Source organism: Bradyrhizobium sp. MOS003 (genome assembly GCF_003020125.1).
In the GTDB taxonomy this organism is placed as follows: domain Bacteria; phylum Pseudomonadota; class Alphaproteobacteria; order Rhizobiales; family Xanthobacteraceae; genus Bradyrhizobium.
This window is the reverse complement of the sequence record NZ_PYFW01000001.1, coordinates 596,580-616,706: the sequence shown is the minus strand read 5'-3', so window position 1 is coordinate 616,706 and position 20,127 is coordinate 596,580. Positions and strand designations below refer to the sequence as shown.

The 20,127-nt window shown below is 64.6% G+C and carries 16 protein-coding genes; 8 read left to right on the top strand and 8 right to left on the bottom strand.

Annotation, left to right across the window (positions count from 1 at the left end):
* The first annotated feature begins 19 nt into the window (after nucleotides 1–19).
* The 7 genes from C7G42_RS02915 (at nucleotide 20) to C7G42_RS02885 (ending at nucleotide 8,423) form a co-directional block, all read left to right on the top strand.
* The gene (locus C7G42_RS02915) at nucleotides 20–1,174 is read left to right on the top strand and encodes an iron-containing alcohol dehydrogenase (RefSeq protein WP_199580613.1); all 1,155 of its coding nucleotides are present in this window, start codon (nucleotides 20–22) and stop codon (nucleotides 1,172–1,174) included.
* An 18-nt stretch (nucleotides 1,175–1,192) separates the two neighbouring features.
* Nucleotides 1,193–2,743: an AMP-binding protein gene (locus C7G42_RS02910; RefSeq protein ID WP_106947573.1), complete on the top strand. Its 1,551-nt coding sequence runs from the start codon at nucleotides 1,193–1,195 to the stop codon at nucleotides 2,741–2,743.
* A gap of 196 nt (nucleotides 2,744–2,939) precedes the next feature.
* A complete protein-coding gene (locus C7G42_RS02905; RefSeq protein ID WP_106947572.1) occupies nucleotides 2,940–4,538 on the top strand; it encodes an ABC transporter substrate-binding protein in 1,599 nt (532 codons plus the stop codon).
* A gap of 29 nt (nucleotides 4,539–4,567) precedes the next feature.
* Nucleotides 4,568–5,515 carry an ABC transporter permease gene (locus C7G42_RS02900; protein ID WP_106947571.1) on the top strand — a complete coding sequence of 316 codons (948 nt, stop codon included), beginning with the start codon at nucleotides 4,568–4,570 and terminating at the stop codon, nucleotides 5,513–5,515.
* A gap of 9 nt (nucleotides 5,516–5,524) precedes the next feature.
* Nucleotides 5,525–6,418 (top strand): ABC transporter permease, encoded by an 894-nt coding sequence (locus tag C7G42_RS02895; protein ID WP_106947570.1) that lies wholly within the window; start codon nucleotides 5,525–5,527, stop codon nucleotides 6,416–6,418.
* Nucleotides 6,418–7,425, top strand: a complete 1,008-nt coding sequence (locus C7G42_RS02890) for an ABC transporter ATP-binding protein (protein WP_106947569.1) — start codon at nucleotides 6,418–6,420, stop codon at nucleotides 7,423–7,425. Before C7G42_RS02895 ends, C7G42_RS02890 begins: the two co-directional genes overlap by 1 nt.
* Nucleotides 7,422–8,423, top strand: a complete 1,002-nt coding sequence (locus C7G42_RS02885; protein ID WP_106947568.1) for an ABC transporter ATP-binding protein — start codon at nucleotides 7,422–7,424, stop codon at nucleotides 8,421–8,423. The genes C7G42_RS02890 and C7G42_RS02885 overlap by 4 nt, the downstream gene beginning before the upstream one ends.
* On the opposite strand, the gene C7G42_RS02880 is transcribed toward C7G42_RS02885, so the two are convergent.
* The 8 genes from C7G42_RS02880 to C7G42_RS02845 form a co-directional block, all read right to left on the bottom strand.
* The gene (locus C7G42_RS02880) at nucleotides 8,380–9,192 is read right to left on the bottom strand and encodes a hypothetical protein (RefSeq protein WP_106948824.1); all 813 of its coding nucleotides are present in this window, start codon (nucleotides 9,190–9,192) and stop codon (nucleotides 8,380–8,382) included. The genes C7G42_RS02885 and C7G42_RS02880 overlap by 44 nt on opposite strands.
* 205 nt (nucleotides 9,193–9,397) lie before the next feature.
* Entirely contained in the window at nucleotides 9,398–11,371 is a 1,974-nt protein-coding gene (locus C7G42_RS02875; protein ID WP_106947567.1) for an acetyl-CoA carboxylase biotin carboxylase subunit, read from the bottom strand.
* On the bottom strand, nucleotides 11,368–12,984 hold the full coding sequence (locus tag C7G42_RS02870; protein ID WP_106947566.1) for an acyl-CoA carboxylase subunit beta: 1,617 nt from the start codon (nucleotides 12,982–12,984) through the stop codon (nucleotides 11,368–11,370). The genes C7G42_RS02875 and C7G42_RS02870 overlap by 4 nt, the downstream gene beginning before the upstream one ends.
* A 121-nt stretch (nucleotides 12,985–13,105) precedes the next feature.
* The gene (locus C7G42_RS02865) at nucleotides 13,106–13,972 is read right to left on the bottom strand and encodes a beta-keto acid cleavage family enzyme (protein ID WP_106947565.1); all 867 of its coding nucleotides are present in this window, start codon (nucleotides 13,970–13,972) and stop codon (nucleotides 13,106–13,108) included.
* A gap of 199 nt (nucleotides 13,973–14,171) precedes the next feature.
* Nucleotides 14,172–14,972 carry a helix-turn-helix domain-containing protein gene (locus tag C7G42_RS02860; protein ID WP_106947564.1) on the bottom strand — a complete coding sequence of 267 codons (801 nt, stop codon included), beginning with the start codon at nucleotides 14,970–14,972 and terminating at the stop codon, nucleotides 14,172–14,174.
* Nucleotides 14,973–15,148: 176 nt separating this feature from the next.
* Entirely contained in the window at nucleotides 15,149–15,805 is a 657-nt protein-coding gene (locus C7G42_RS02855; RefSeq protein WP_106947563.1) for a glutathione S-transferase family protein, read from the bottom strand.
* Nucleotides 15,802–16,968 carry an acyl-CoA dehydrogenase family protein gene (locus C7G42_RS02850; protein WP_106947562.1) on the bottom strand — a complete coding sequence of 389 codons (1,167 nt, stop codon included), beginning with the start codon at nucleotides 16,966–16,968 and terminating at the stop codon, nucleotides 15,802–15,804. Before C7G42_RS02850 ends, C7G42_RS02855 begins: the two co-directional genes overlap by 4 nt.
* A 156-nt stretch (nucleotides 16,969–17,124) precedes the next feature.
* A complete protein-coding gene (locus C7G42_RS02845) occupies nucleotides 17,125–18,261 on the bottom strand; it encodes an acyl-CoA dehydrogenase family protein (RefSeq protein WP_106947561.1) in 1,137 nt (378 codons plus the stop codon).
* A gap of 264 nt (nucleotides 18,262–18,525) precedes the next feature.
* On the opposite strand from C7G42_RS02845, the gene C7G42_RS02840 reads away from it, so the two are divergent.
* Nucleotides 18,526–20,076: an acyl-CoA synthetase gene (locus C7G42_RS02840; RefSeq protein ID WP_106947560.1), complete on the top strand. Its 1,551-nt coding sequence runs from the start codon at nucleotides 18,526–18,528 to the stop codon at nucleotides 20,074–20,076.
* Nucleotides 20,077–20,127: the final 51 nt, after the last annotated feature.

The window sequence follows — 20,127 nt, the reverse complement described above, 5'->3', positions numbered from 1 at the left end:
ATTGTCCGGGAGGACAGGCGTGCATCAAGGACGTGTCGTTTTCGGCGCGATCGAGGAGGTCGTGTTCGGACATCCTGCGACTGAGGCCATCGTCGCACAGATGGACCGGTTGGGAGCACATCGTGCTTTCCTGATGGTGTCGGGCACGCTCAGCCGGCAGACCGACGCAATCGAGAAAATCAAGCAGGCCCTGGGCTCCCGCTGCGCCGGCCTGTTCGATGCGATGCCGGCGCATACGCCGCGCGAGGCGGTGATCGCGGCCACAAATGCCGCGCGCGAAGCGGGTGCCGATTTGATCGTCACCGTGGGGGGCGGCTCGATCACCGACGGCGCCAAGGCGATGCAGCTTTGCCTCGCCAACGGCATCGACGATGTCGACGGCATCGAGCGCATCCGCGTACACAAAGGCATAACGCCCGAGATGAACGCCCCGACGGTGCGGCAGGTGAGCGTGCCGACCACGATCGCCGGCGGCGAGTTCAGCGCGATCGCGGGCGTCACCGACCGCCGCACCAACGTCAAGCAGATGCTGCGGCACCCGCTCGCCGTACCGCGCGCGACCATCCTCGATCCCGCCATCACCGTGCACACGCCGGAATGGCTGTTCCTGTCGACCGGGGTCCGCGCCATCGACCATTGCGTCGAGGCGATCTGTTCGCGTGAGACGCATCCTTACGCCGACGCGCAATCGGTGAAGGGCCTCGCCATGCTCGCCGACGCGCTGCCGCGGGTGAAAGCCGATCCCGCCGATCTCGACGCGCGGATGGATGCGCAGATCGGCACCTGGCTGTCGATGGGCGCGCTCGCGGCCGGCGTTCCCATGGGCGCGAGCCACGGCATCGGCTACGTGCTGGGCGCGGCCTTCGACGTGCCGCACGGCTACACCTCCTGCATCATGCTGCCGGCGGTGATGCGCTGGAATGCGCGCGACAATGCCGAGCGGCAGATGATCGTTGCTGCCGCCATGGGCTATCCCGGCCACGCCGCGGCCGACGTGCTCGATGCCTTCATCCGCTCGCTCGGCATGCCGCGCAGCCTCGCGGAGGTGCGCGTCTCGCCCGAGCATTTCGATGATATCGCCGAGCAGGCGATGCGCACCAACTGGATTCCGCGCAATCCGCGCAAGATCGAAGACCCGGCGCAGGTGCGCGAAATCCTGCTTCTCGCCGCATAGTCCAGAGCCGGAGGATAGATGTACCCAGGTCAGCATGCCCGCCTACGCCCGCTGCAGCCCGCCTTCATCATGGCGGCAACAGGCGAAGCCGTCACCTATCGCGAGCTCGATGCGCGCAGCAACCGGCTGGCCCATCTGTTCCGCAAGCACGGCCTGAAGCGGCTCGATCATTATTCGATCTTCATGGAGAACAATTCCCGCTATCTCGAGGCCTGCGGCGCAGGCGAGCGCTCCGGGCTGTATTACACCTGCATCAACTCCTTCCTGACGCCGGGCGAGCTCGCCTATCTGCTCGTCAACAGCCAATCGAAGATCCTGATCACGTCGGTGGCGAAGCTCGACATCGCCCGCGAGGCGATCCAGGCTTGTCCCGATATCAAGCTCTGCATCGTCGCCGACGGCCCCGGCGAGAGCGAGCGCATCGTCGGTCTTGCGGACGTGACCGCGGATATGCCGACAACACCGATCGCGGATGAGTGGCTCGGCACCGCCATGCTCTATTCGTCCGGCACGACCGGACGACCGAAAGGCATTTTGCGACCGCTGCCCGAGGAGCCGCCGAAGCACAATCTGCCGCTGTTCGATTTCCTGACCAAGCTCTGGCACTACCGCGAGGGCATGGTCTATCTCTCGCCGGCGCCGCTCTATCATTCCGCGCCGCAGGCGGCCGTGAATCTCACGATCCGCATGGGCGGCACCGTGATCATCATGGAGAGCTTCGATCCCGAGCGCTACCTCGAGCTGGTCCAGCGCTGGGGCATCACGCACACCCAGCTGGTGCCGACGATGTTCTCGCGCATGCTGAAGCTGCCGGAAGAGGTGCGCGGCCGCTACGACCTGTCGTCGCTGGAGATCGCGATCCATGCAGCGGCGCCCTGCCCGGCGCTGGTCAAGGACGACATGATCAAATGGTGGGGCCCTATCATCCACGAATATTACGGCGCCACCGAAGGCCTCGGCTTCACCGCCTGCAACAGCGAGGAATGGCTGGGCCACCGCGGCACCGTCGGCAAGGTGCTGCTCGGCGACCTCCACATCCTCGACGAGAACATGCGGGATTGCCCGACCGGCACCCCCGGCCAGGTCTGGTTCAAGACGGCGACGCCGTTCGAGTATTTCAACGATCCGGAGAAGACCAAGGAGGCGCGCTCGGCCGATGGCAGCATGAGCACGGTCGGCGATGTCGGCTATGTCGATGCCGACCGCTTCCTCTACCTGACCGACCGCGCGACCTTCATGATCATCTCCGGCGGCGTGAACATCTATCCGCAGGAATGCGAGAATCTGCTGATCACCCATCCCAAGGTCGCCGATGCCGCCGTGTTCGGCGTGCCCAATCCAGATCTCGGCGAAGAGGTGAAGGCGGTTGTACAGCCGATGCCCGGAATCGCGCCGGACACGGCGCTCGCCGACGAGCTGATCGCGTTCTGCGCAAAATCGCTGTCGCGGCAGAAGGTGCCGCGCTCGGTAGATTTCGAAAAGGAATTGCCGCGGCTGCCGACGGGGAAGCTGTACAAGCGCCTGCTGCGGGACCGATATTGGGGCAACAAGGCGTCACGGATCGTGTGAGGCTACCCCGCGACTTCGGCACAACAGCCGCTTGTTCGCACTTGCACTCTCACATTGTGAGAAGGCGAAACTCCGAAGCGTTCCGTCATCCCAATTGTCGAGAGGTCGGACGTCGTTGCGGGTTGCCTCGCTGGGCGCGCCTCGCTATCGTTAGCACAAACAGGCCGCAAAAGGCCGATCTCCAGGGAGGATGAGCATGCGGAGCGTATGGGCGCTCGCCGCAATGGCGGCGCTATCTGTGCTGACGGCCTCGACCATCACGCTCGCCGGTGAGCCCAAGCAGGGCGGCGTCCTGCGCATGTATCATCGCGACAGTCCCGGCAACGCCTCGATCCATGAGGGCGCGACCTATTCGCTCAATGTTCCCTTCATGCCCATTTTCAACAACCTCGTCATCTACAAGCAGGACGAGGCCCAGAACAGGATGGACAATATCATCCCCGAGCTCGCGGAAAGCTGGGCCTGGGTCAATGACAACAAGACCCTGACCTTCAAGCTGCGCCAGGGCGTGAAATGGCACGACGGAAAGCCGTTCACCTCGGCCGACGTCAAATGCACCTTCGACCTGCTGATGGGGAAATCGCAGCAGAAGTTCCGGCAGAATCCGCGCAAGAGCTGGTACAACGAGGTCAACGAGATCTCGACCAATGGCGATCTCGAGGTCTCCTTCAACATGAAGCGACCGCAGCCCTCGCTGCTGGCCTTGCTCGCCTCGGGCTACACACCGGTCTATCCCTGTCATGTCTCGCCCGGCGACATGCGCACCCATCCGATCGGCACAGGCCCGTTCAAGTTCGTCGGGTTCAAGGCCAATGAATCGATCAAGCTGACGCGAAACACGGATTATTGGCGCAAGGGCCGTCCTTATCTCGACGGCATCGAGTTCACCATCATCCCGAACCGCTCGACGGCCATCCTCGCCTTCGTCGCCGGCAAGTTCGACATGACGTTCCCGACTGAGGTGAGCATTCCGCTGCTCAAGGACGTGAAGACGCAGGCGCCGAACGCCGTCTGCGTGGTCGAGCCGAACAACGTCGCGACCAACATCATCGTCAATTCGTCCGCGCCGCCGTTCGACAATGTCGACATCCGCCGCGCCATGGCGATGGCGCTCGACCGCAAGTCCTTCATCTCGATCATGTTCGAGGGCCAGGGCGACGTCGGCGGCACCATGCTGCCGCCGCCGCAAGGGCTCTGGGGCATGCCGAAGGAGATGCTCGAGAGCATTCCGGGCTACGGCCCCGACATCAACGCCAACCGCGAGGAAGCCAAGAAGCTGATGCAGAAGGCCGGCTACGGGCCCGACAAGCACCTCTCCGTCAAGGTCTCGACCCGCAACATCCCGGTCTATCGCGATCCCGCGGTGATCCTGATCGACCAGCTCAAGAGCATCTACATCGACGGCGAGCTGGACGTGGTCGAAACCGCAAACTGGTTCCCGAAGGTCGCCCGCAAGGATTACATGCTCGGCCTCAACCTCACCGGTAATGCCGTCGACGATCCCGACCAATCCTTCTATGAGAACTATTCCTGCGGCTCGGAGCGCAACTACACCAATTACTGCAACAAGGAGATCGAGAAGCTATTCGACGTGCAGTCGCAGGAGACCGATGTCGAGAGACGCAAGAAGCTGGTCTGGGACATCGACAAGAAGCTGCAGGAGGACGTGGCGCGCCCGATCATCTTCCACGCGCGCACGGGCACGTGCTGGCAGCCCTATGTCAAGGGCGTGACCGTGATGTCGAACAGCTCCTATAACGGCTACCGTTACGAAGACGTCTGGATGGACAAGTAGCGCGCTGGCAGCTCGACGGGAGGCGCGACATGTTTGCCTATCTGGTGCGGCGCCTGTTCCTGATGCTCGTGACCCTGTTCGGGATCTCGATCGTCATCTTCCTGCTGCTGCGCATCGTCCCCGGCAACATCGTCGACATCCTGTTCGCCGCGGCCGGCTATGTCGATCCCGCCGACAAGGCCAATCTGGAGAAGGAGCTCGGTATCGACCAGCCGCTGGTCGTGCAATATTGGCACTGGATCTCCGGTTTTCTGCGCGGGGACTTCGGTTACTCCTACGTCTCCGAGAAGCCGGCGCTGCAGGAGATATTGCCGCGGATCCCGATCACGGCGCGGCTTGCCGGCCTCGCGCTGCTGTTCTCGGCCTCGATCGGCATCCCGCTCGGCGTCATCAGCGCGGTGAAGCAAGGCACGCGGCTGGACTACGCGCTCCGCGTCGTAAGCTTGAGCGGATTGTCGCTGCCTTCGTTCTGGCTTGGCCTGCTCATCCTCACCGCGTCGGTGGCGATGTTCAATCAGATGCCGATTTTCAATCCAAATCCGGCGACCTGGCTCGAGGCGTTCGCGACCTATGCCGTACCCGCCGCCGCCGTCGGCTTCCGCAGCGCGGCTCTGACCATGCGCATCACGCGGTCCTCGATGCTGGAGGTGCTGCGGCAGGATTATATCCGCACCGCGCGCGCCAAGGGCGCATCCGAAGCCGCCGTCAACTATCGGCATGCGCTCAAGAACGCGATCCTGCCCGTCATCACCGTGATCGGCATCGAAGCGGCATTCCTGATCGGCGGCCTGATCGTCACCGAGACGGTGTTCAACATCCCCGGCGTCGCCCGCTTCCTGGTCGAGGCGATCCGCTGGCGCGACTATCCGATCGTGCAGAACCTCGTGATGCTGATGGCCGTCGTGGTGGTGAGCGCGAATTTCATCGTCGACATGCTCTACGCCGTGTTCGATCCGCGCATCAGATACACGGATTAGGAGATCAATTTGGCTGCGATCGACTTCGACGTTGAACTGAGGCGGGCCGGCGCGCATGCGACCGGCGGCTGGCGGCGCGTGCTGTTTCTGGCACAGCGGCATGTGCTGGGCGCGGCGGGCCTTGTCATCATGGCCGTGTTCGTGTTCACGGCGATCTTCGCCGACTTCATCGCGCGTTACGATCCCCTCTCGATCGATTCGGCCCGCGCGCTGGCCCGCCCGAGCATGGCGCACTGGATGGGAACGGACTCGTTCGGCCGCGACGTGTTCAGCCGCATCATCCACGGCGCGCGGATCTCGCTTGCCGTCGGGATCGGCTCGACCGCGCTCGGCGGCACGATCGGCGTCATCGTCGGCCTGACCTCCGGCTATCTCTCCGGCTGGGTCGATCTGGTATTCCAGCGCGTCTCCGACATCCTCCAGGCGCTGCCGCTGCTGGTGCTGGCGCTGGTGATGACGGCGGCACTCGGCCCGTCGCTGCCGAACGTGATCATTGCGATTGCCATCCCGCTGATCCCGACGGTCGCGCGCGTCATCCGTGCCAACACGCTGGCGCTGCGGGAATTGCCCTTCATCGAGGCCGCCAAGTCGATCGGCATGAGCGAGGTGCGCATCGCGCTCCGCCATGTGCTGCCGAACACGCTGGCGCCGCTGATCGTGCTCGCCACCGCCCAGCTCGGCTCGACCATCCTGACCGAAGCCTCGCTGTCGTTCCTCGGCCTCGGCATTCCCGAGCCTTATCCGTCATGGGGCCGCATGCTCTCCGAGTCAGCCGCCGAATATGTCCGCACCGCGCCGTGGCTGGTGATCTTCCCGGGCATTGCGATCAGCCTCGCCGTGTTCGGCGCCAATCTGTTCGGCGACGCCCTGCGCGACATTCTCGATCCCCGGCAGCGCGGCTGATGACTGACAAATCCGATCTCGTGCTCGAGGTGAAGAACCTGAAGACGGTGTTCTTCACCAATTCCGGCCTGTTCAGGGCTGTCGACGACCTCTCCTTTACCGTGAAGCGCGGCGAGACGCTGGCGATCGTCGGCGAATCCGGCTGCGGCAAGAGCGTTACCGCGCTGTCGCTGATGCGGCTCGTGCCCGATCCTCCCGGCCGCCTCGTCGGCGGCTCGATCTCGCTCGAAGGCACCGATCTGCTGGCACTGGATGAGGCGGAGATGCGCGCCGTCAGGGGCAACCGCATCTCCATGATCTTCCAGGAGCCGATGACCTCGCTCAACCCGGTGATGCGGGTCGGCGACCAGATCGTCGAGGCGGTCCGGCTGCATCGGAGCATTCCGGCCAAGGAGGCCCGGGCTATCGCGGTCGAGATGCTGCGTTTGGTCCGCATTCCCGAACCGGCGCGACGCGCGAAAGAATATCCGCATCAACTCTCCGGCGGCATGCGCCAGCGCGCGATGATCGCGATGGCGCTGGCTTGCCGGCCGGCGCTACTGATTGCGGACGAGCCGACCACCGCGCTCGACGTCACCATTCAGGCGCAGATCCTGGCGCTGATCCTCGACCTGCAGAAGGAACTCGGCACCGGGCTCGTGCTAATCACGCACGATCTCGGCGTGGTCGCGCAGACCGCACAGCGCGTGATCGTGATGTATGCGGGGCGGAAGGTCGAGGAAGCCAGCGTCGAAGCGCTGTTCGCCGCGCCAAAGCATCCCTATACGCGCGGGCTGATGGCGTCGATCCCGGCTGTGCCCGCACCCGGAATCGCCGCGCCGGCGCGGCTGAACGAAATCCCCGGCACCGTGCCGTCGCTGGTGCGGCTGCCGAAGGGTTGCGCCTTCGCGCCGCGCTGCAAGCTCGCGATCAAGCGCTGCGAGGCCGAATATCCGCCGCTGGCGGATTGGGGGAGCGGCCATCTTGCCGCCTGCTGGCGCGCGGAAGACGTCGCGGAGGTGGCATGACCGAAATTCTGCTCGAGGTCACCGACCTCAAGAAGCATTATCCGGTGCGCGCCGGCGTGCTGCGCCGGCAGGTCGGCACCGTGCATTCGGTCGACGGCGTCTCGTTCTCCCTTGGTGCCGGCGAGACCCTCGGGCTCGTCGGCGAATCTGGTTGCGGCAAGTCGACGGTGGCACGGAGCGTGCTGCGACTGGTCGAGCCGACCTCGGGCCGGATCCGGCTCGACGGCGAGGACATCACCCATCTGTCCAAAGCGGCACTGCGCCCGCACCGACGCTCGATGCAGATCGTGTTCCAGGACCCGTTTGCCTCGCTCAACCCGCGCATGACCGCCGGCGACATCGTCGGCGAACCGCTCGCGGTGCACGGTCTCGCCAGCGGCAAGGCGCTCGAGGCGCGGGTCGCGAAGCTGTTCGAGCAGGTGGGCCTGCGTCCCGACCAGATGCGCAACTTCCCGCATCAATTCTCCGGCGGTCAGCGCCAGCGCATCTGCATCGCGCGCGCACTGGCGCTGGGGCCTCGCCTGATCGTTTGCGACGAGCCGGTGTCCGCGCTCGACGTCTCGATCCAGGCGCAGGTGATCAACCTCTTGATCGACCTGCAGCGCCAGCACGGCTTCTCCTACCTCTTCATCGCGCATGATCTGGCCGTGGTCGCCCATATCAGCCACCGCGTCGCCGTGATGTATCTCGGCCGGATCGTCGAGATCGCGGGCAAGGACGAGCTGTTTCGCAATCCCAGGCATCCCTACACGCAAGCGCTGCTGGCCTCGGTGCCGGTCGCCAATCCGCTCGCGAAGAAGCTCGCGCCGCTGGTCGACGGTGACGTGCCGAGCCCGGTCAATCCGCCCTCGGGCTGCGCGTTTCACACCCGGTGCCGGTTTGCGATGGACCGGTGCAAGACCGAGCGGCCGGCTCTGCTGGAAGCCGGCGACGGGCATCAGGTGGCGTGCCTGCTCAATGACGGGACGGGACGGAGCCAGTTGGCGCCAACGACCTGATCACCGGCCAGGCCGCCAGCGCGGCAGCCAGATGCTTGAGCGTGTGCCCCGAGACGATGTGTCCTGTCGCTTCGAAAATGAGCGCGTCACCGAGCTCGAAAAGCTTGGCCAGCACATAAAAGAAGATCACGCCGCCAAGCGGCACGCCAAGCGCACCAGGTCGAGGGCGCGTCAACGCCAGGGCCACGGCGAGTGCCATGCCGCCGAACTGCACGACAATCCATGGCGTGAGATTCTCGCGTGCCACCCAGGCAGCCAACAGGCCCGCGATGATCATCAGCACGAGCACCGCCTCTCCGCTGCGCACGCTGACGCGCTCGCTGGCTGCGATACCCAGAAAGCCCGCGAACGCGACCGCCATGCCGAGACGATCGGCCACGAGCCGCTGCGGCAGGTCGGGTTCCAGGTGATAGAAGCCGGAACCCAGGCAGGTGAGGATCAGTCCCACGAAAAACCAGCTTGCACCCACGGGCGCCTCATTGCGGGCGCGCAGCCGCTCCGAACCCCAAACGCCCATCGCGAGGAAAGCGAGATTGCTCAGCACGTCGCCGGCGTTGGGCACACCGAGCCAGGTGCGATCATCGACGAAGTGCGGGACGTGCCAGGCGGAGGCGGGCAGCGCGGGGGCGAGGAGCGCCGTCAGCGTCAGAACGCAGAGCGCGCTGATCAGGTAGCTCTCGCGGCGTTGTGGCGCGGCGAACGGGAGACGGCGGGATCCCGCCGGGAGCGAGGGATTGGTCGCTTGGGAGGGATCATTGGCGCGCAACATGTCGGCTCCGACATTGAACAATGTTCAATATCTGTAGCCGAAATATGAACTAGGTTCAAATTAATCTTGGATATCGTTCTGAAATCCAGACAACCCATTGATATAAATATGATTTATATGTCCATCACGCGTCGGAGGGCCTAGTATATGGGTGCGCCCGGCGCTATGCGCCTTCCCCCTACGATTTCGGAGCTCGTGGTGCCGACTATGCTCCGATCTCGGCGACGATCCTGCCCGTGGTGACCTGCTCGCCTTCAGCGACGTCAATCGTGGCGACCACGCCGTCGATGCCGGCTTTGTGGACGTGTTCCATCTTCATTGCCTCCAGCGTCAGCACCGGTTGGCCCGCTTTGACAGAGTCGCCCGGCTTGACCAGTACGGCGACGACGCGCCCGTTCAAGGCGGCGCGCACCTTGCCGTCACCGCCATTGGCGGCCGCGGCCTTGGGCGCGGCGAGCGTAAGATCGGTGACCGCGAGCGGGATGCCGCGGTGCTGGACGTAAAGCCGATCGCCGTCGCGCAGGAATTTGGCGCTGTCCATCACGCCGTCATGGCGAAATCGGATGGCGTCGGAATCGAGTTGATCAATTTCGAATTTTTCTTGGCGACCGTCGCTGGCGACAATGTAGCCACCATCGCGCTCTCGCGTGACTTCGAGTTCGTATGTCTGACCTGAGATCTCGATCTTCACCGGCAACGGAAAGGTGGCGGCCAAGCTCCGACCAGCCTGCCATGATAGCGCGCGCGGGTTGGTGACGTAGAGCAGCAGACCCGCCAGCGCCATGTCGAATGTCGCGGACGGGCGTGGTGCCAGGAGCTCGTCGCGATGCGCGTCGATGAAGGCTGTCGTCGCCTCGCCCTTGGCAAACCCGGTATGACGCAGGCAGGACATCAGGAACGCCTGGTTGGTGGTCACGCCGAAGGCGGTGAGCTGCTCCAGGCCGACGATCAGCCGTCCTCTCGCCTCCTCGCGCGTGGCGCCATGGCTGATCACCTTGGCGATCATGGAATCGTAGAACGGCGGGATCTCCGAGCCCGATTGCAGCGCGTGCTCGACGCGGATGCGTTCAGGCACTTGCCAAAGCGCCATGCGACCCGACTGCGGCATGAAATCGTGCCCGGCATCTTCCGAGCAGAGCCGCACCTCGATGGCATGGCCGGAAAACTTGATGTCCTGCTGCTTCACCGGCAGCGCCTCGCCGCGGGCGACGCGCAGCTGGAGTTCGACGAGATCAAGCCCGGTGATGGCTTCGGTCACGGGATGCTCGACCTGGAGGCGGGTGTTCATCTCCATGAAGTAGAACGCGCCGCTGGCATCGAGCAGGAATTCCAGCGTGCCGGCTCCCTCATAACGCAGCGCCTTGACCGCGGCGACCGCAACGTCACCCATCTTCGCGCGCAGTTCCGGCGTGACCGCCGGTGACGGTGCCTCCTCGATCAGCTTCTGGTGCCGCCGTTGCACCGAGCAGTCGCGCTCGCCGAGATGGACGGCGTTGCCGTGGCTGTCGCCGAACACCTGGATCTCGATGTGGCGCGGGTTCTGGATGGCGCGCTCGAGGATCACGGTGGCGTCGCCGAACGCCGCCTTGGCTTCCGACCGCGCACTGCGCAGCGCATCCGGAAACGAAGCGGCGTCTGCGACCAAACGCATGCCGCGGCCGCCGCCGCCGGCGACGGCCTTGATCATCACGGGAAAGCCGATCTTCCTGGCTTCCGCGAGCATGACCTCGTCGCCCTGCTCGGCCCCCTGATAGCCGGGCACGCAGGGAACGCCGGCCTTCTTCATGATCTCCTTGGCACCGGCCTTGTTGCCCATCGCCTCGATCGCCTGCGGCGAGGGCCCGATGAAGACGAGCCCGGCATCCTTGCAGGCTTGCGCGAAGTCCTCGTTTTCGGCGAGAAAGCCGTAGCCGGGATGAACCGCGTCTGCGCCGCTCGCTTGCGCCGCGGCAATGATGGCGGGGATGTCGAGATAGGATTGCGCCGGCAAGGCTTCGCCGATGCGCACGGCCTGATCGGCCTGCTTCACGTGAAGCGCATCCCGATCCGCATCCGAATATACCGCAACGACACCAAGCCCGAGCTGCCGCGCACTGCGCATCACGCGCAGCGCGATCTCGCCGCGATTGGCGACCAGGACCTTGAAGAACGGCCGGTGCTGCACTGATCCGTTCCTCATGGGCGTGCCACCGAAAACTGCATGCGCTGGGGCGTGCGTGCGTCGCCTTCGCGGCAGATGGCCAGAACTTCCGACAGCACCGCGCGGGTGTCGCGCGGATCGATCACGCCGTCGTCGAGCACGCGGGCGCTGGTCGAGAACACGTCCATCTGCCCGTCGAACACGCCGACGATCTGCGCCTTCATGGCCTCTAGCTTGTCTTTCTCGACCGGCTTGCCACGGCGCGCCGCGGCGGCTTCGGTCACGATCGCCATGGTCTCGGCGGCCTGCTCGCCGCCCATCACGGCTGTCTTGGCGTTGGGCCAGGAGAAGCAGAAGCGTGGATGGAAGCCGCGGCCGCACATGCCGTAATTGCCGGCACCGAACGAGGCGCCGCAATAGATCGTGATCTGTGGCACCGTTGCCGACGTCACCGCCTGGATCATCTTGGAGCCGTGCTTGATCATGCCAGCTTCTTCATAAGCCTTGCCGACCATGTATCCCGTGGTGTTGTTGAGGTAGAGGATCGGCGTGCGGGTCTGGCAGCACGCCTGGATGAAATGCGTCGCCTTGTTGGCGCCGGCGGGATCGAGCGGCCCGTTGTTGGTGATGATGCCGATCGCCTGGCCTTCGACGCGGGCATGGCCGCAGACCGTGGCGGGGCCGTAATTCGGCGACATCTCGGTGAAGTCGGAGTCGTCGACGATGCGCGCGATCACCTGCTTCATGTCGACAGAGCGCTTGTGGTCCATCGGCATGATGCCGAGCAGCTCATCCTGGTCGTAGCGCGGTGGCTTGAACTCGCGGGCCGCCTTGCCAGGCCGTTCCCATTCCAGCGCCGCCATGATCTCGCGGGCGATGCGCAACGCATCGCGGTCGTCCTCGGCAAGGTAGTCGCCAAGGCCGGACACTTGCGTGTGCATCTCGGCGCCGCCGAGCTCTTCCTCGGTCGCGATCTCGCCGGTCGCGGCCTTGAGCAGCGGCGGGCCCGCGAGGAAAGCACGGGTGCGGCCGCGTACCATGACGATGTAGTCGGACAGGCCGGTCTGGTACGCGCCGCCCGCAGTCGAGGAACCGTGCGTCACGGTCACGACGGGCAAGCCCGCGGCCGAGAGCCGCGCCAGATTGCGAAAAATGTTGCCGCCGCGGACGAAATCCTCGACGCGGTAGCGCAACAAATTGGCACCGGCGCTTTCGACCAGCTGGACATAAGGCAGCTTGTTCTCCAGCGCGAGTTCCTGCACGCGGATCGTCTTGTCGAGGCCGTAAGGCTGCAGAGCGCCGGCGTCGATGCCGGCGTCATTGGCGCTGACCATGCAGCGGATGCCCGAGACGAAGCCGATGCCGGCGATGACGCCGCCGCCCGGCACGCTCCTGGTCGCATCAGGCACATCGAACATGTAGCCGGCGAGCGTCGACAGCTCGATGAAGGGCGCACCGGGATCGAGCACCAGCGCAACGCGCTCGCGCGGTAGCAGTTGCCCGCGTTTGTGGAAGCGATCCTTTGCCGCCGCCGACGCCGTACGCGTGCGCTCTTCCAGCGCGCGCATGCGGTCAATCAGGTCGAGCATGCCGTCGCGGTTGGCATGGTAGGCAGCGCTACCGGCGGAAATGGTGTTTTCGAGAATGGACATCAAAGCTCCTGCCCGTCATTCCGGGGCGCGCGCAGCGCGAGCCCGGAATCCATACTCCCGATCGTGGTTATGGATTCCGGGCCTGGCCCTTCGGGCCATCCCGGAATGACGGAGTGTGTGACTACCGATTCGTCCCAAAGATCTTCCGCGCCTCGGCGGGGCTTGCGATCTCGCGGCCCGCACGCCTAGCGCAGGCGGCGACGGCCTCGATCAACTGGCCGTTCGAGGTCACTTTCCTGCCGTCGGCGAGATAGAAGGTGTCTTCGAGACCGGTGCGCAGGTGGCCGCCGAGCTCGGCGCAGCGCTGGTGCAGCGGCCAGATTTCCTCGCGGCCGATCGCGGTGACCTGAAAGTGCGCCTCGGGACGCTTCAGCTTGATCAGGATCGGCAGCAGCTCCGGGTCCGAAGGCATTCCCGAAGCAACACCCATGACAAAATTATACTCGAGCGGCCCCTTGTACATGCCGACCTGGGTGTACATGCCGACGCAGCGAACGATGCCGACGTCGAAACACTCGAACTCGGGGATGGTGCCGACCGCGTTCATGACGTCGAGATAGTCCTTCACCTTCTCGACCGCATTGTCGAACATCATCGGCGGCCAGGCCCAGCTGTTGTCGGCCTTCACCTTCAGATAATTCAGCGAACCGGCGTTGCAGGCGGCGATCTCCGGCCTGGTCTCGCGGATGCAGTCGAGCGCGCCGGAGTAGTTCGGCCCTGACACGCCCGAGGTGTGGTTGATGATCACGCCGGGACAGGCTTCGCGGATCGCCTGCTGGATCTCCTTGCTGACGGCGACCTCCCATGACGGCAGGTGGCCCTTTCCAGGCGCCTGCTGGCGCAGATGGATGTGCATGACGGATGCGCCGGCATCGAACGCAGCCTTGGCTTCGCGCGCCATCTGCTCGGGCGTGACCGGCACGTTGTGCTGCTTGGGGTCGGTGAGCACGCCGTTCAGCGCGCAGGTGATGACGGCCTTGTCGCTCATGCCAAAAATGTCTCGCACGTTGAGAATTCAACGCTTGCGATCATGGGATGGGTGGCATGCGGCTTCTTGCGCGGAGAAGCTGGAAAAGAACGAGCTTTCGTAGGGTAGGCAAAGCGAAGCGTGCCCACCATCTTTGCGAATCGCCGAGAGGTGGTGGGCACGGCGCAAGAGCGCCTTTGCCCACCCTACGGCAGCGGCATCAACTCGCCTCTGCGAGCCGCACCGTCTCGGTGCTCCGATAGATCGCAAGATCGCGCGAGCCGACAAAGATCGCGCGGGGCTTCAATCCGTAGAAGCGGCGGATGGAATGGCTGAAATGCGTGGAGTCGGGATAGCCGATGTCCTGCGCGAGATGGGCGAGGTTGAGGTCCTGGTTGGCGAAGTGCAGCAGATGCCGCGCGCGCTTCCAGGCGCGGAAGGAGCGGAACGAGATGCCGGTCTCTTCCTTGAACAGATGCAGGAATCGCGAGGCCGAGAGCCCTGCTTCCGCGGCACATGTATCCGCGGTCACGGGCTCGCCCGTGAAGCGGCCGATGCGGGCAACAGCGCGCATCACGCGGGGATCGAGCACACGGCGCGGCAGTGCCTCGCCAAAGCACATCTCGTCGAATTCGGCGGTGGTGATGTCGCCATAGCGGCGCTGGCGCAGCAGCGTGTAGGCGGCGAGGATCTTGCGCGCGTAGACCGCCCTGTCGGGTCCCGTCAGCCGCTGGGCCAAGGCCTCGATCACGCCATCCGGCATGCTCTCCGGCTCGAGCGTCACGCTGATTGCAGTGCGGTAGTCGCTAGCGATGGAATGCCGCTGGTTCGGCAGGGTGACGAACAGCTCACCAGTGGCGAGAGCGTCGTCGATCGTCAAATGCAGGTTGCCCTTCACGGCCACATAGACATGACAGCAGCCGGGGGTCCTCTTGCGGGGACGGCCGAGCAGGCCGGCATAGAAGACGCGCTCGGGTGTGATCAGCATCAGATGGTCGGATTCGCGACCGATATCTTCCATTGGGATCCTCCTCGCGCGGCTCTGTGGCCGCTGCGGACGGAAATCACCTTAGCGGAAATCTGGGCGCTGTCACGACGGGATAGCGCTATCATGGAGCGCAAAACATTGTCAGTTCAGGACTGCGATGAGGCCGCCCCGAACCGTCATGAGACCACAATCCCGGCCCGCGCGAGGGCTCAAGCCCTCACACGCGGTGCAACATTCTGCTCGGCGCCGGCCTTTTGCTCCGCAGCAACAGCGCGCTTGAAGCCATCGCGCTGCTGCAATCGCGCCCAATAGGCCGCGACATTTGGCCCGAAATCCTTGGCGAGCCCGATATTGTCGGCGAGCCGAAGCGCATAGCCGATGACGATGTCTGCGGCTGTGAAGCGGCCGGCGCACAATGTTTCAGCATTGGCGGCCGCTGCCTCGACAGCGCGCAGCCGGCCCAGGAACCATTTGGCATAGTCGCCGGCGACCTGCGGGTTGCGGCGCTCTTCCGGCTCGAGCTGGGTGTAGCGGAGCACCAGCGTCTGCGGGAAGGTTAACGTGGCGTCGCTGAAATACATCCAGTTCAGGAACGCGCCATAGGCGGGATCCTCGGGACCGACCATCAGCGGCGTTGACCCATGCTTGATCCCGAGATAGTGGCAAATGCCGGATGATTCGGTCATCTTCGTCTCGCCGTCGACCATGAAGGGAATCGTGCCGAGCGGATTGAGCGCGAGATATTCCTTGGCGAAGACCCGCGGCGGGAACGGCAGCATCTTCAGCTCATAGGGCAGCCCCATCTCCTCCAGCATCCAGAGCGGACGGAACGAGCGCGCGGCGTCGCAATGATAGAGCGTGATCATGAGGAACTTCCTTTGCTGCCGGGCAGCGTGCCCATCATCTTGCACAGGACCATCAGCATGACCTCGTCGGCACCGCCTCCGATGGAGGTCAGGCGGCTGTCGCGATAGGCGCGGCTGACCGGCGTCTCGTTGGTAAAGCCCATTCCGCCCCAATATTGCAAGCAGGCGTCGGTGAGCTCGCGCCCGAGCCGGCCGGCCTTCAGCTTGGCCATGGTCGCAAGCTTGGTCACATCCTCGCCGGCGACCAGCTGCTCGGCGGCGCGATAGATCAGCGCACGCAACAGCTCGACCTCGGTCTGCATCTCCGCCAGCTTGAAGTGCACGACCTGGTTGTCGAGGATGCTCTGGCCGAAAGCTTTGCGGTTGCGGGTGTATTCGATGGTCTCGTTGATGATGTACTCATGCGACTTCAGGCAGGCCGCCGCGCCCCACAGCCGCTCTTCCTGGAACTGAATCATCTGGTAGGTGAAGCCTTTGCCTTCCTCGCCAATCCGGTTGCGCTTGGGCACACGGACTCCGTCGAAGAAGATCTGCGCGGTGTCCGACGAGCGCATGCCCATCTTGTCCAGCTTGCGGGCGATGGTAACGCCCTTGCTCTTCATGGGCACGCAGATCAGCGATTTGTTGCGGTGAACCGGCCCGTCGCCGGTGTTGGCGAGCAGGCAGATCCAGTCGGCCTGGGTGCCGTTGGTGATCCACATCTTGCCGCCGGTGATGACGTAATCGTCGCCATCGGAGCGCGCCTGGGTCTTGATCGAGGCGACGTCGGAGCCCGCGCCGGGCTCGGAGACGCCGATGCAGGCGACGAAATCGCCTGAGATCGAGGGTGCCAGAAACTCGCGCCGCACCTCGTCCGAGCCGAACCGCGCCAGTGCGGGCGTCGCCATGTCGGTCTGCACCCCGATCGCCATCGGCACGCCGCCGCAGGTGACGGCGCCGAGCTCCTCAGCCATCATCAACGCATAGGAATAATCGAGCCCCGAGCCGCCGAACTCCACGGGCTTGTTCAGACCGAGGAAGCCGAGGCTGCCCATCTTCTTGAACAGCTCGTGCGCCGGAAAGATGTCGGCTTTCTCCCAGTCATCGACATGAGGATTGATCTCGTTCGCGATGAACTTCTGCAGGCTTCGGCGGATGTCGTCGTGGTCGGCGGTGAACAGCATTTTGTCAGCTCGGCTCCGGTATCTCTGATGTGCTCGTCATGGCCGGGCTTGTCCCGGCCATCCACGACGTTCTTGCTGCAACAAGAACGTGGATGCCCGGGACATCTAGCGCGAAGACACGCTTCGCGCTTCTGCCAGGGCATGACGGAGAAAACGTTATAATCCCATCTGCCGACTTGCCAGATCCTTCATGATCTCCTCGGTGCCGCCGCCGATGGCGTTGACCTTGACCTCGCGGTAGATGCGCTCGGCCTTGATACCGCGCATGAAGCCGGCGCCGCCGAAAATCTGCACGGCCTCCGAGGCACAGAAGGCCATGGTCTGCGTCGCCTGGTTCTTCATCATGCAGATTTCCGCAACCGGGCTCTCGCCCTGCTCGAGCCGCCACGCCAGCATTTCCAGCATCGCCTGACTTGCGGCGACCTTCTGCGCCATGTCGACAATCTTGTGGCGGATGACCTGGTGTTGCGCCAACGGCTTCCCGAACGTCTTGCGTTCCTTCGCATAGGCGATCGCCTCATCCAGGCAGACCCGCGCGAAGGCGGTGCAGCCTGCCGCCATGCCCATGCGCTCGCTGTTGAAGTTCTGCATGATGATCTTGAAGCCCTGGCCTTCCTCGCCGATCAGATTTTCGGCCGGCACACGGCATGCGTCGAAATGCAGCGTCGCGGTATCGGAGGCCCACCACCCCATCTTCTTCAGTTTCGTCCTGGACAGGCCGGGCGTGTCACCCTCGATCAGCAGCAGGCTGACGCCGCCGGCACCTTCGCCGCCCGTGCGCACTGCAACGGTTAGATAATCGGCCCGCATGCCTGAGGTGATGAAGGTCTTCTCGCCGCTCACGACGTAGTGATCTCCGTCGCGCCGCGCTTTTGTCGCGAGGTTCGCGACATCGGAGCCGCCGCCGGGCTCGGTGATCGCAAGCGCCGAGATCTTGTCGCCTGACAGCACCTGCGGCAGCACGCGTGCCCTCACCTCGGGCCGCGCAGCCCGCGCGATCGGCGGCGAGCCGATGGTGTGACTCATCAGGCTGGCGCTGACGCCTCCGGCGCCCGCCCGCGCCAACTCCTGGCTGGCCACGATCTTCATGAACTGGTCGGCGGCGATCCCGCCATATTCCTCGGGGAATCCCAGCCCCAACAGGCCGATCTCGGCCGCCTTGCGGTACAACGCGCGCGGGAATTCGCCGGCCTCGTCCCATTCATGGGCAAACGGGGTGATCTCTTTCTCGACGAAGCGGCGCATCATGTCGCGGAAGGCGTCGTGCTCGGCGGTATAGAACGGGCTCTTCATCGCACTCTCGCCTCGCGGACGGATTCGTCTCGCTCACCATGGCCGGAACATCGGCGGCTCACTTGCGCAGAGTGGCTGACCGGGGAACCACTTCGGCGCATGCTTCGGCTAGCAACTCAACGCAAGACGATTTTGACCCCTCGCGCGCCAACTCCAAATCAAAAAAGACGTCGATGCACCAACTCCGGCTGGCCCCAAGGCCACGCCGGGCATGCTGCACGGCAAATGGGACGCAGGCGGCACAAGCCGCCGAGGGAGGAATGCTTGGCCGTTCGTTATTACGACTGGATCGTTCATCATGGCCGCCGCACGCCTGACAAGGTCGCGGTGATCGACCTCGCGAGCGAGCGCCGCTTCACCTATGCGCAGCTGGACGGCCGCGTCTCCCGCCTCGCCTCGTTCCTGCGCCACACGCTGAACGTCTCTCGCGGCGACCGCGTCGCGGTGCTGGCGCTGAACACGACCGATACGCTGGAGGTGCAATTCGCCTGCGGCCGCCTCGGTGCGATCTTCGTGCCGCTGAACACCCGCCTCACCGTCCCCGAGCTTCAGTTCATCACCGCTGATTGCGCACCGAAGGTGATGATCCACGACACTGATCTCGCCGAGACCGCGCTTGCCGTCGCAAGGCTGTGCGGCATCGCAACCAGCCTGCTGCTCGGCCCCGGTGGGTCCTATGAGGCCGGTATCGCGGCCGCCAAGCCGCTGGAGACAATCGAGCAGGTCACGCTCGATGACGTCTCGACCATCATGTACACGTCCGGCACGACGGGACATCCCAAGGGCGCGACCATCACCCATGGCATGACCTTCTGGAATTGCGTCAATCTCGGCGGCCCCGCCTGCATCGGACCGGCCTCGGTGCTGCTCACCGTGCTGCCGCTGTTCCACACCGGCGGGCTCAATTGCTACACCAACCCCGTGCTGCATGCCGGCGGCACCGTGATGATCATGCGCGCGTTCGATCCCGGCGCAGCGCTCGGCCTGATCAACGATCCCGCACAGGGCATCAACGTGTTCTTCGGGGTGCCGGCGATCTACCAGTTCATGGCGCAACACCCCGCCTTCGCGACGACCGACCTCGGCCGGCTGATCGTCGGCGGTGTCGGCGGCGCGCCGATGCCGGTGCCGCTCCTGAAGGTCTGGGAGACGCGAGGCGTCGCGCTCCAGCAGGGTTATGGCATGACCGAGACCTCGCCGGCGGTGCTGGTGCTCGACCGCGAAGATGCGGCGCGCAAGGCCGGCTCCGCCGGCAAACCGGTGCTGCACACCGAGGTGCGGATCGTGCGGCCCGACGGCACCGATGCCGATGTCGGCGAACTCGGTGAGCTCTGGGTCAAGGGGCCGAACATCACGCCGGGCTACTGGAACAGGCCCGAGGCTAACAAGACCTCCTTCACCGACGGCTGGCTGCACACCGGTGATGCGACGCGCGTCGACGAAGAGGGCTTCTACTACATCGTCGACCGCTGGAAGGACATGTACATCTCCGGCGGCGAGAATGTCTATCCGGCCGAGGTCGAGAACGTCCTGCACCAGCTCAGCGCGATCGCGGAAGCCGCAGTGATCGGCCTTCCCGATCCGCAATGGGGTGAAGTGGGCCTTGCCATTGTTGCGGTCAAGCCAGGACAAAAGCTGACCGAGGCCGATGTCTTCGCGCACTGCGCGGCCAATCTCGCGCGGTTCAAATGTCCGCGCCAGGTCCGCTTCGTCGATGCGCTGCCGCGCAACGCGACGGGCAAGATCCACAAGCCGACACTGCGCAAGGACTTCTCAGTCGCCTCCGAAGTCGACAAGAAAGTCGCCAACGCCTGACCCCAAGCGCCCCTCGCGGGCGCTTTTTCTTTTTGACGTGCCTGCTCCATC

Excerpts from the sequence above, each read along its gene's own strand:
- C7G42_RS02910 (WP_106947573.1), top strand. The coding sequence starts at position 1,193 with ATGTACCCAGGTCAGCATGCCCGCCTACGCCCGCTGCAGCCCGCCTTC.
- C7G42_RS02905 (WP_106947572.1), top strand. The coding sequence starts at position 2,940 with ATGCGGAGCGTATGGGCGCTCGCCGCAATGGCGGCGCTATCTGTGCTG.
- C7G42_RS02900 (WP_106947571.1), top strand. The coding sequence starts at position 4,568 with ATGTTTGCCTATCTGGTGCGGCGCCTGTTCCTGATGCTCGTGACCCTG.
- C7G42_RS02890 (WP_106947569.1), top strand. The coding sequence starts at position 6,418 with ATGACTGACAAATCCGATCTCGTGCTCGAGGTGAAGAACCTGAAGACG.
- C7G42_RS02885 (WP_106947568.1), top strand. The coding sequence starts at position 7,422 with ATGACCGAAATTCTGCTCGAGGTCACCGACCTCAAGAAGCATTATCCG.
- C7G42_RS02880 (WP_106948824.1), bottom strand. The coding sequence starts at position 9,192 with ATGTTGCGCGCCAATGATCCCTCCCAAGCGACCAATCCCTCGCTCCCG.
- C7G42_RS02875 (WP_106947567.1), bottom strand. The coding sequence starts at position 11,371 with ATGAGGAACGGATCAGTGCAGCACCGGCCGTTCTTCAAGGTCCTGGTC.
- C7G42_RS02870 (WP_106947566.1), bottom strand. The coding sequence starts at position 12,984 with ATGTCCATTCTCGAAAACACCATTTCCGCCGGTAGCGCTGCCTACCAT.
- C7G42_RS02865 (WP_106947565.1), bottom strand. The coding sequence starts at position 13,972 with ATGAGCGACAAGGCCGTCATCACCTGCGCGCTGAACGGCGTGCTCACC.
- C7G42_RS02860 (WP_106947564.1), bottom strand. The coding sequence starts at position 14,972 with ATGGAAGATATCGGTCGCGAATCCGACCATCTGATGCTGATCACACCC.
- C7G42_RS02855 (WP_106947563.1), bottom strand. The coding sequence starts at position 15,805 with ATGATCACGCTCTATCATTGCGACGCCGCGCGCTCGTTCCGTCCGCTC.
- C7G42_RS02850 (WP_106947562.1), bottom strand. The coding sequence starts at position 16,968 with ATGCTGTTCACCGCCGACCACGACGACATCCGCCGAAGCCTGCAGAAG.
- C7G42_RS02845 (WP_106947561.1), bottom strand. The coding sequence starts at position 18,261 with ATGAAGAGCCCGTTCTATACCGCCGAGCACGACGCCTTCCGCGACATG.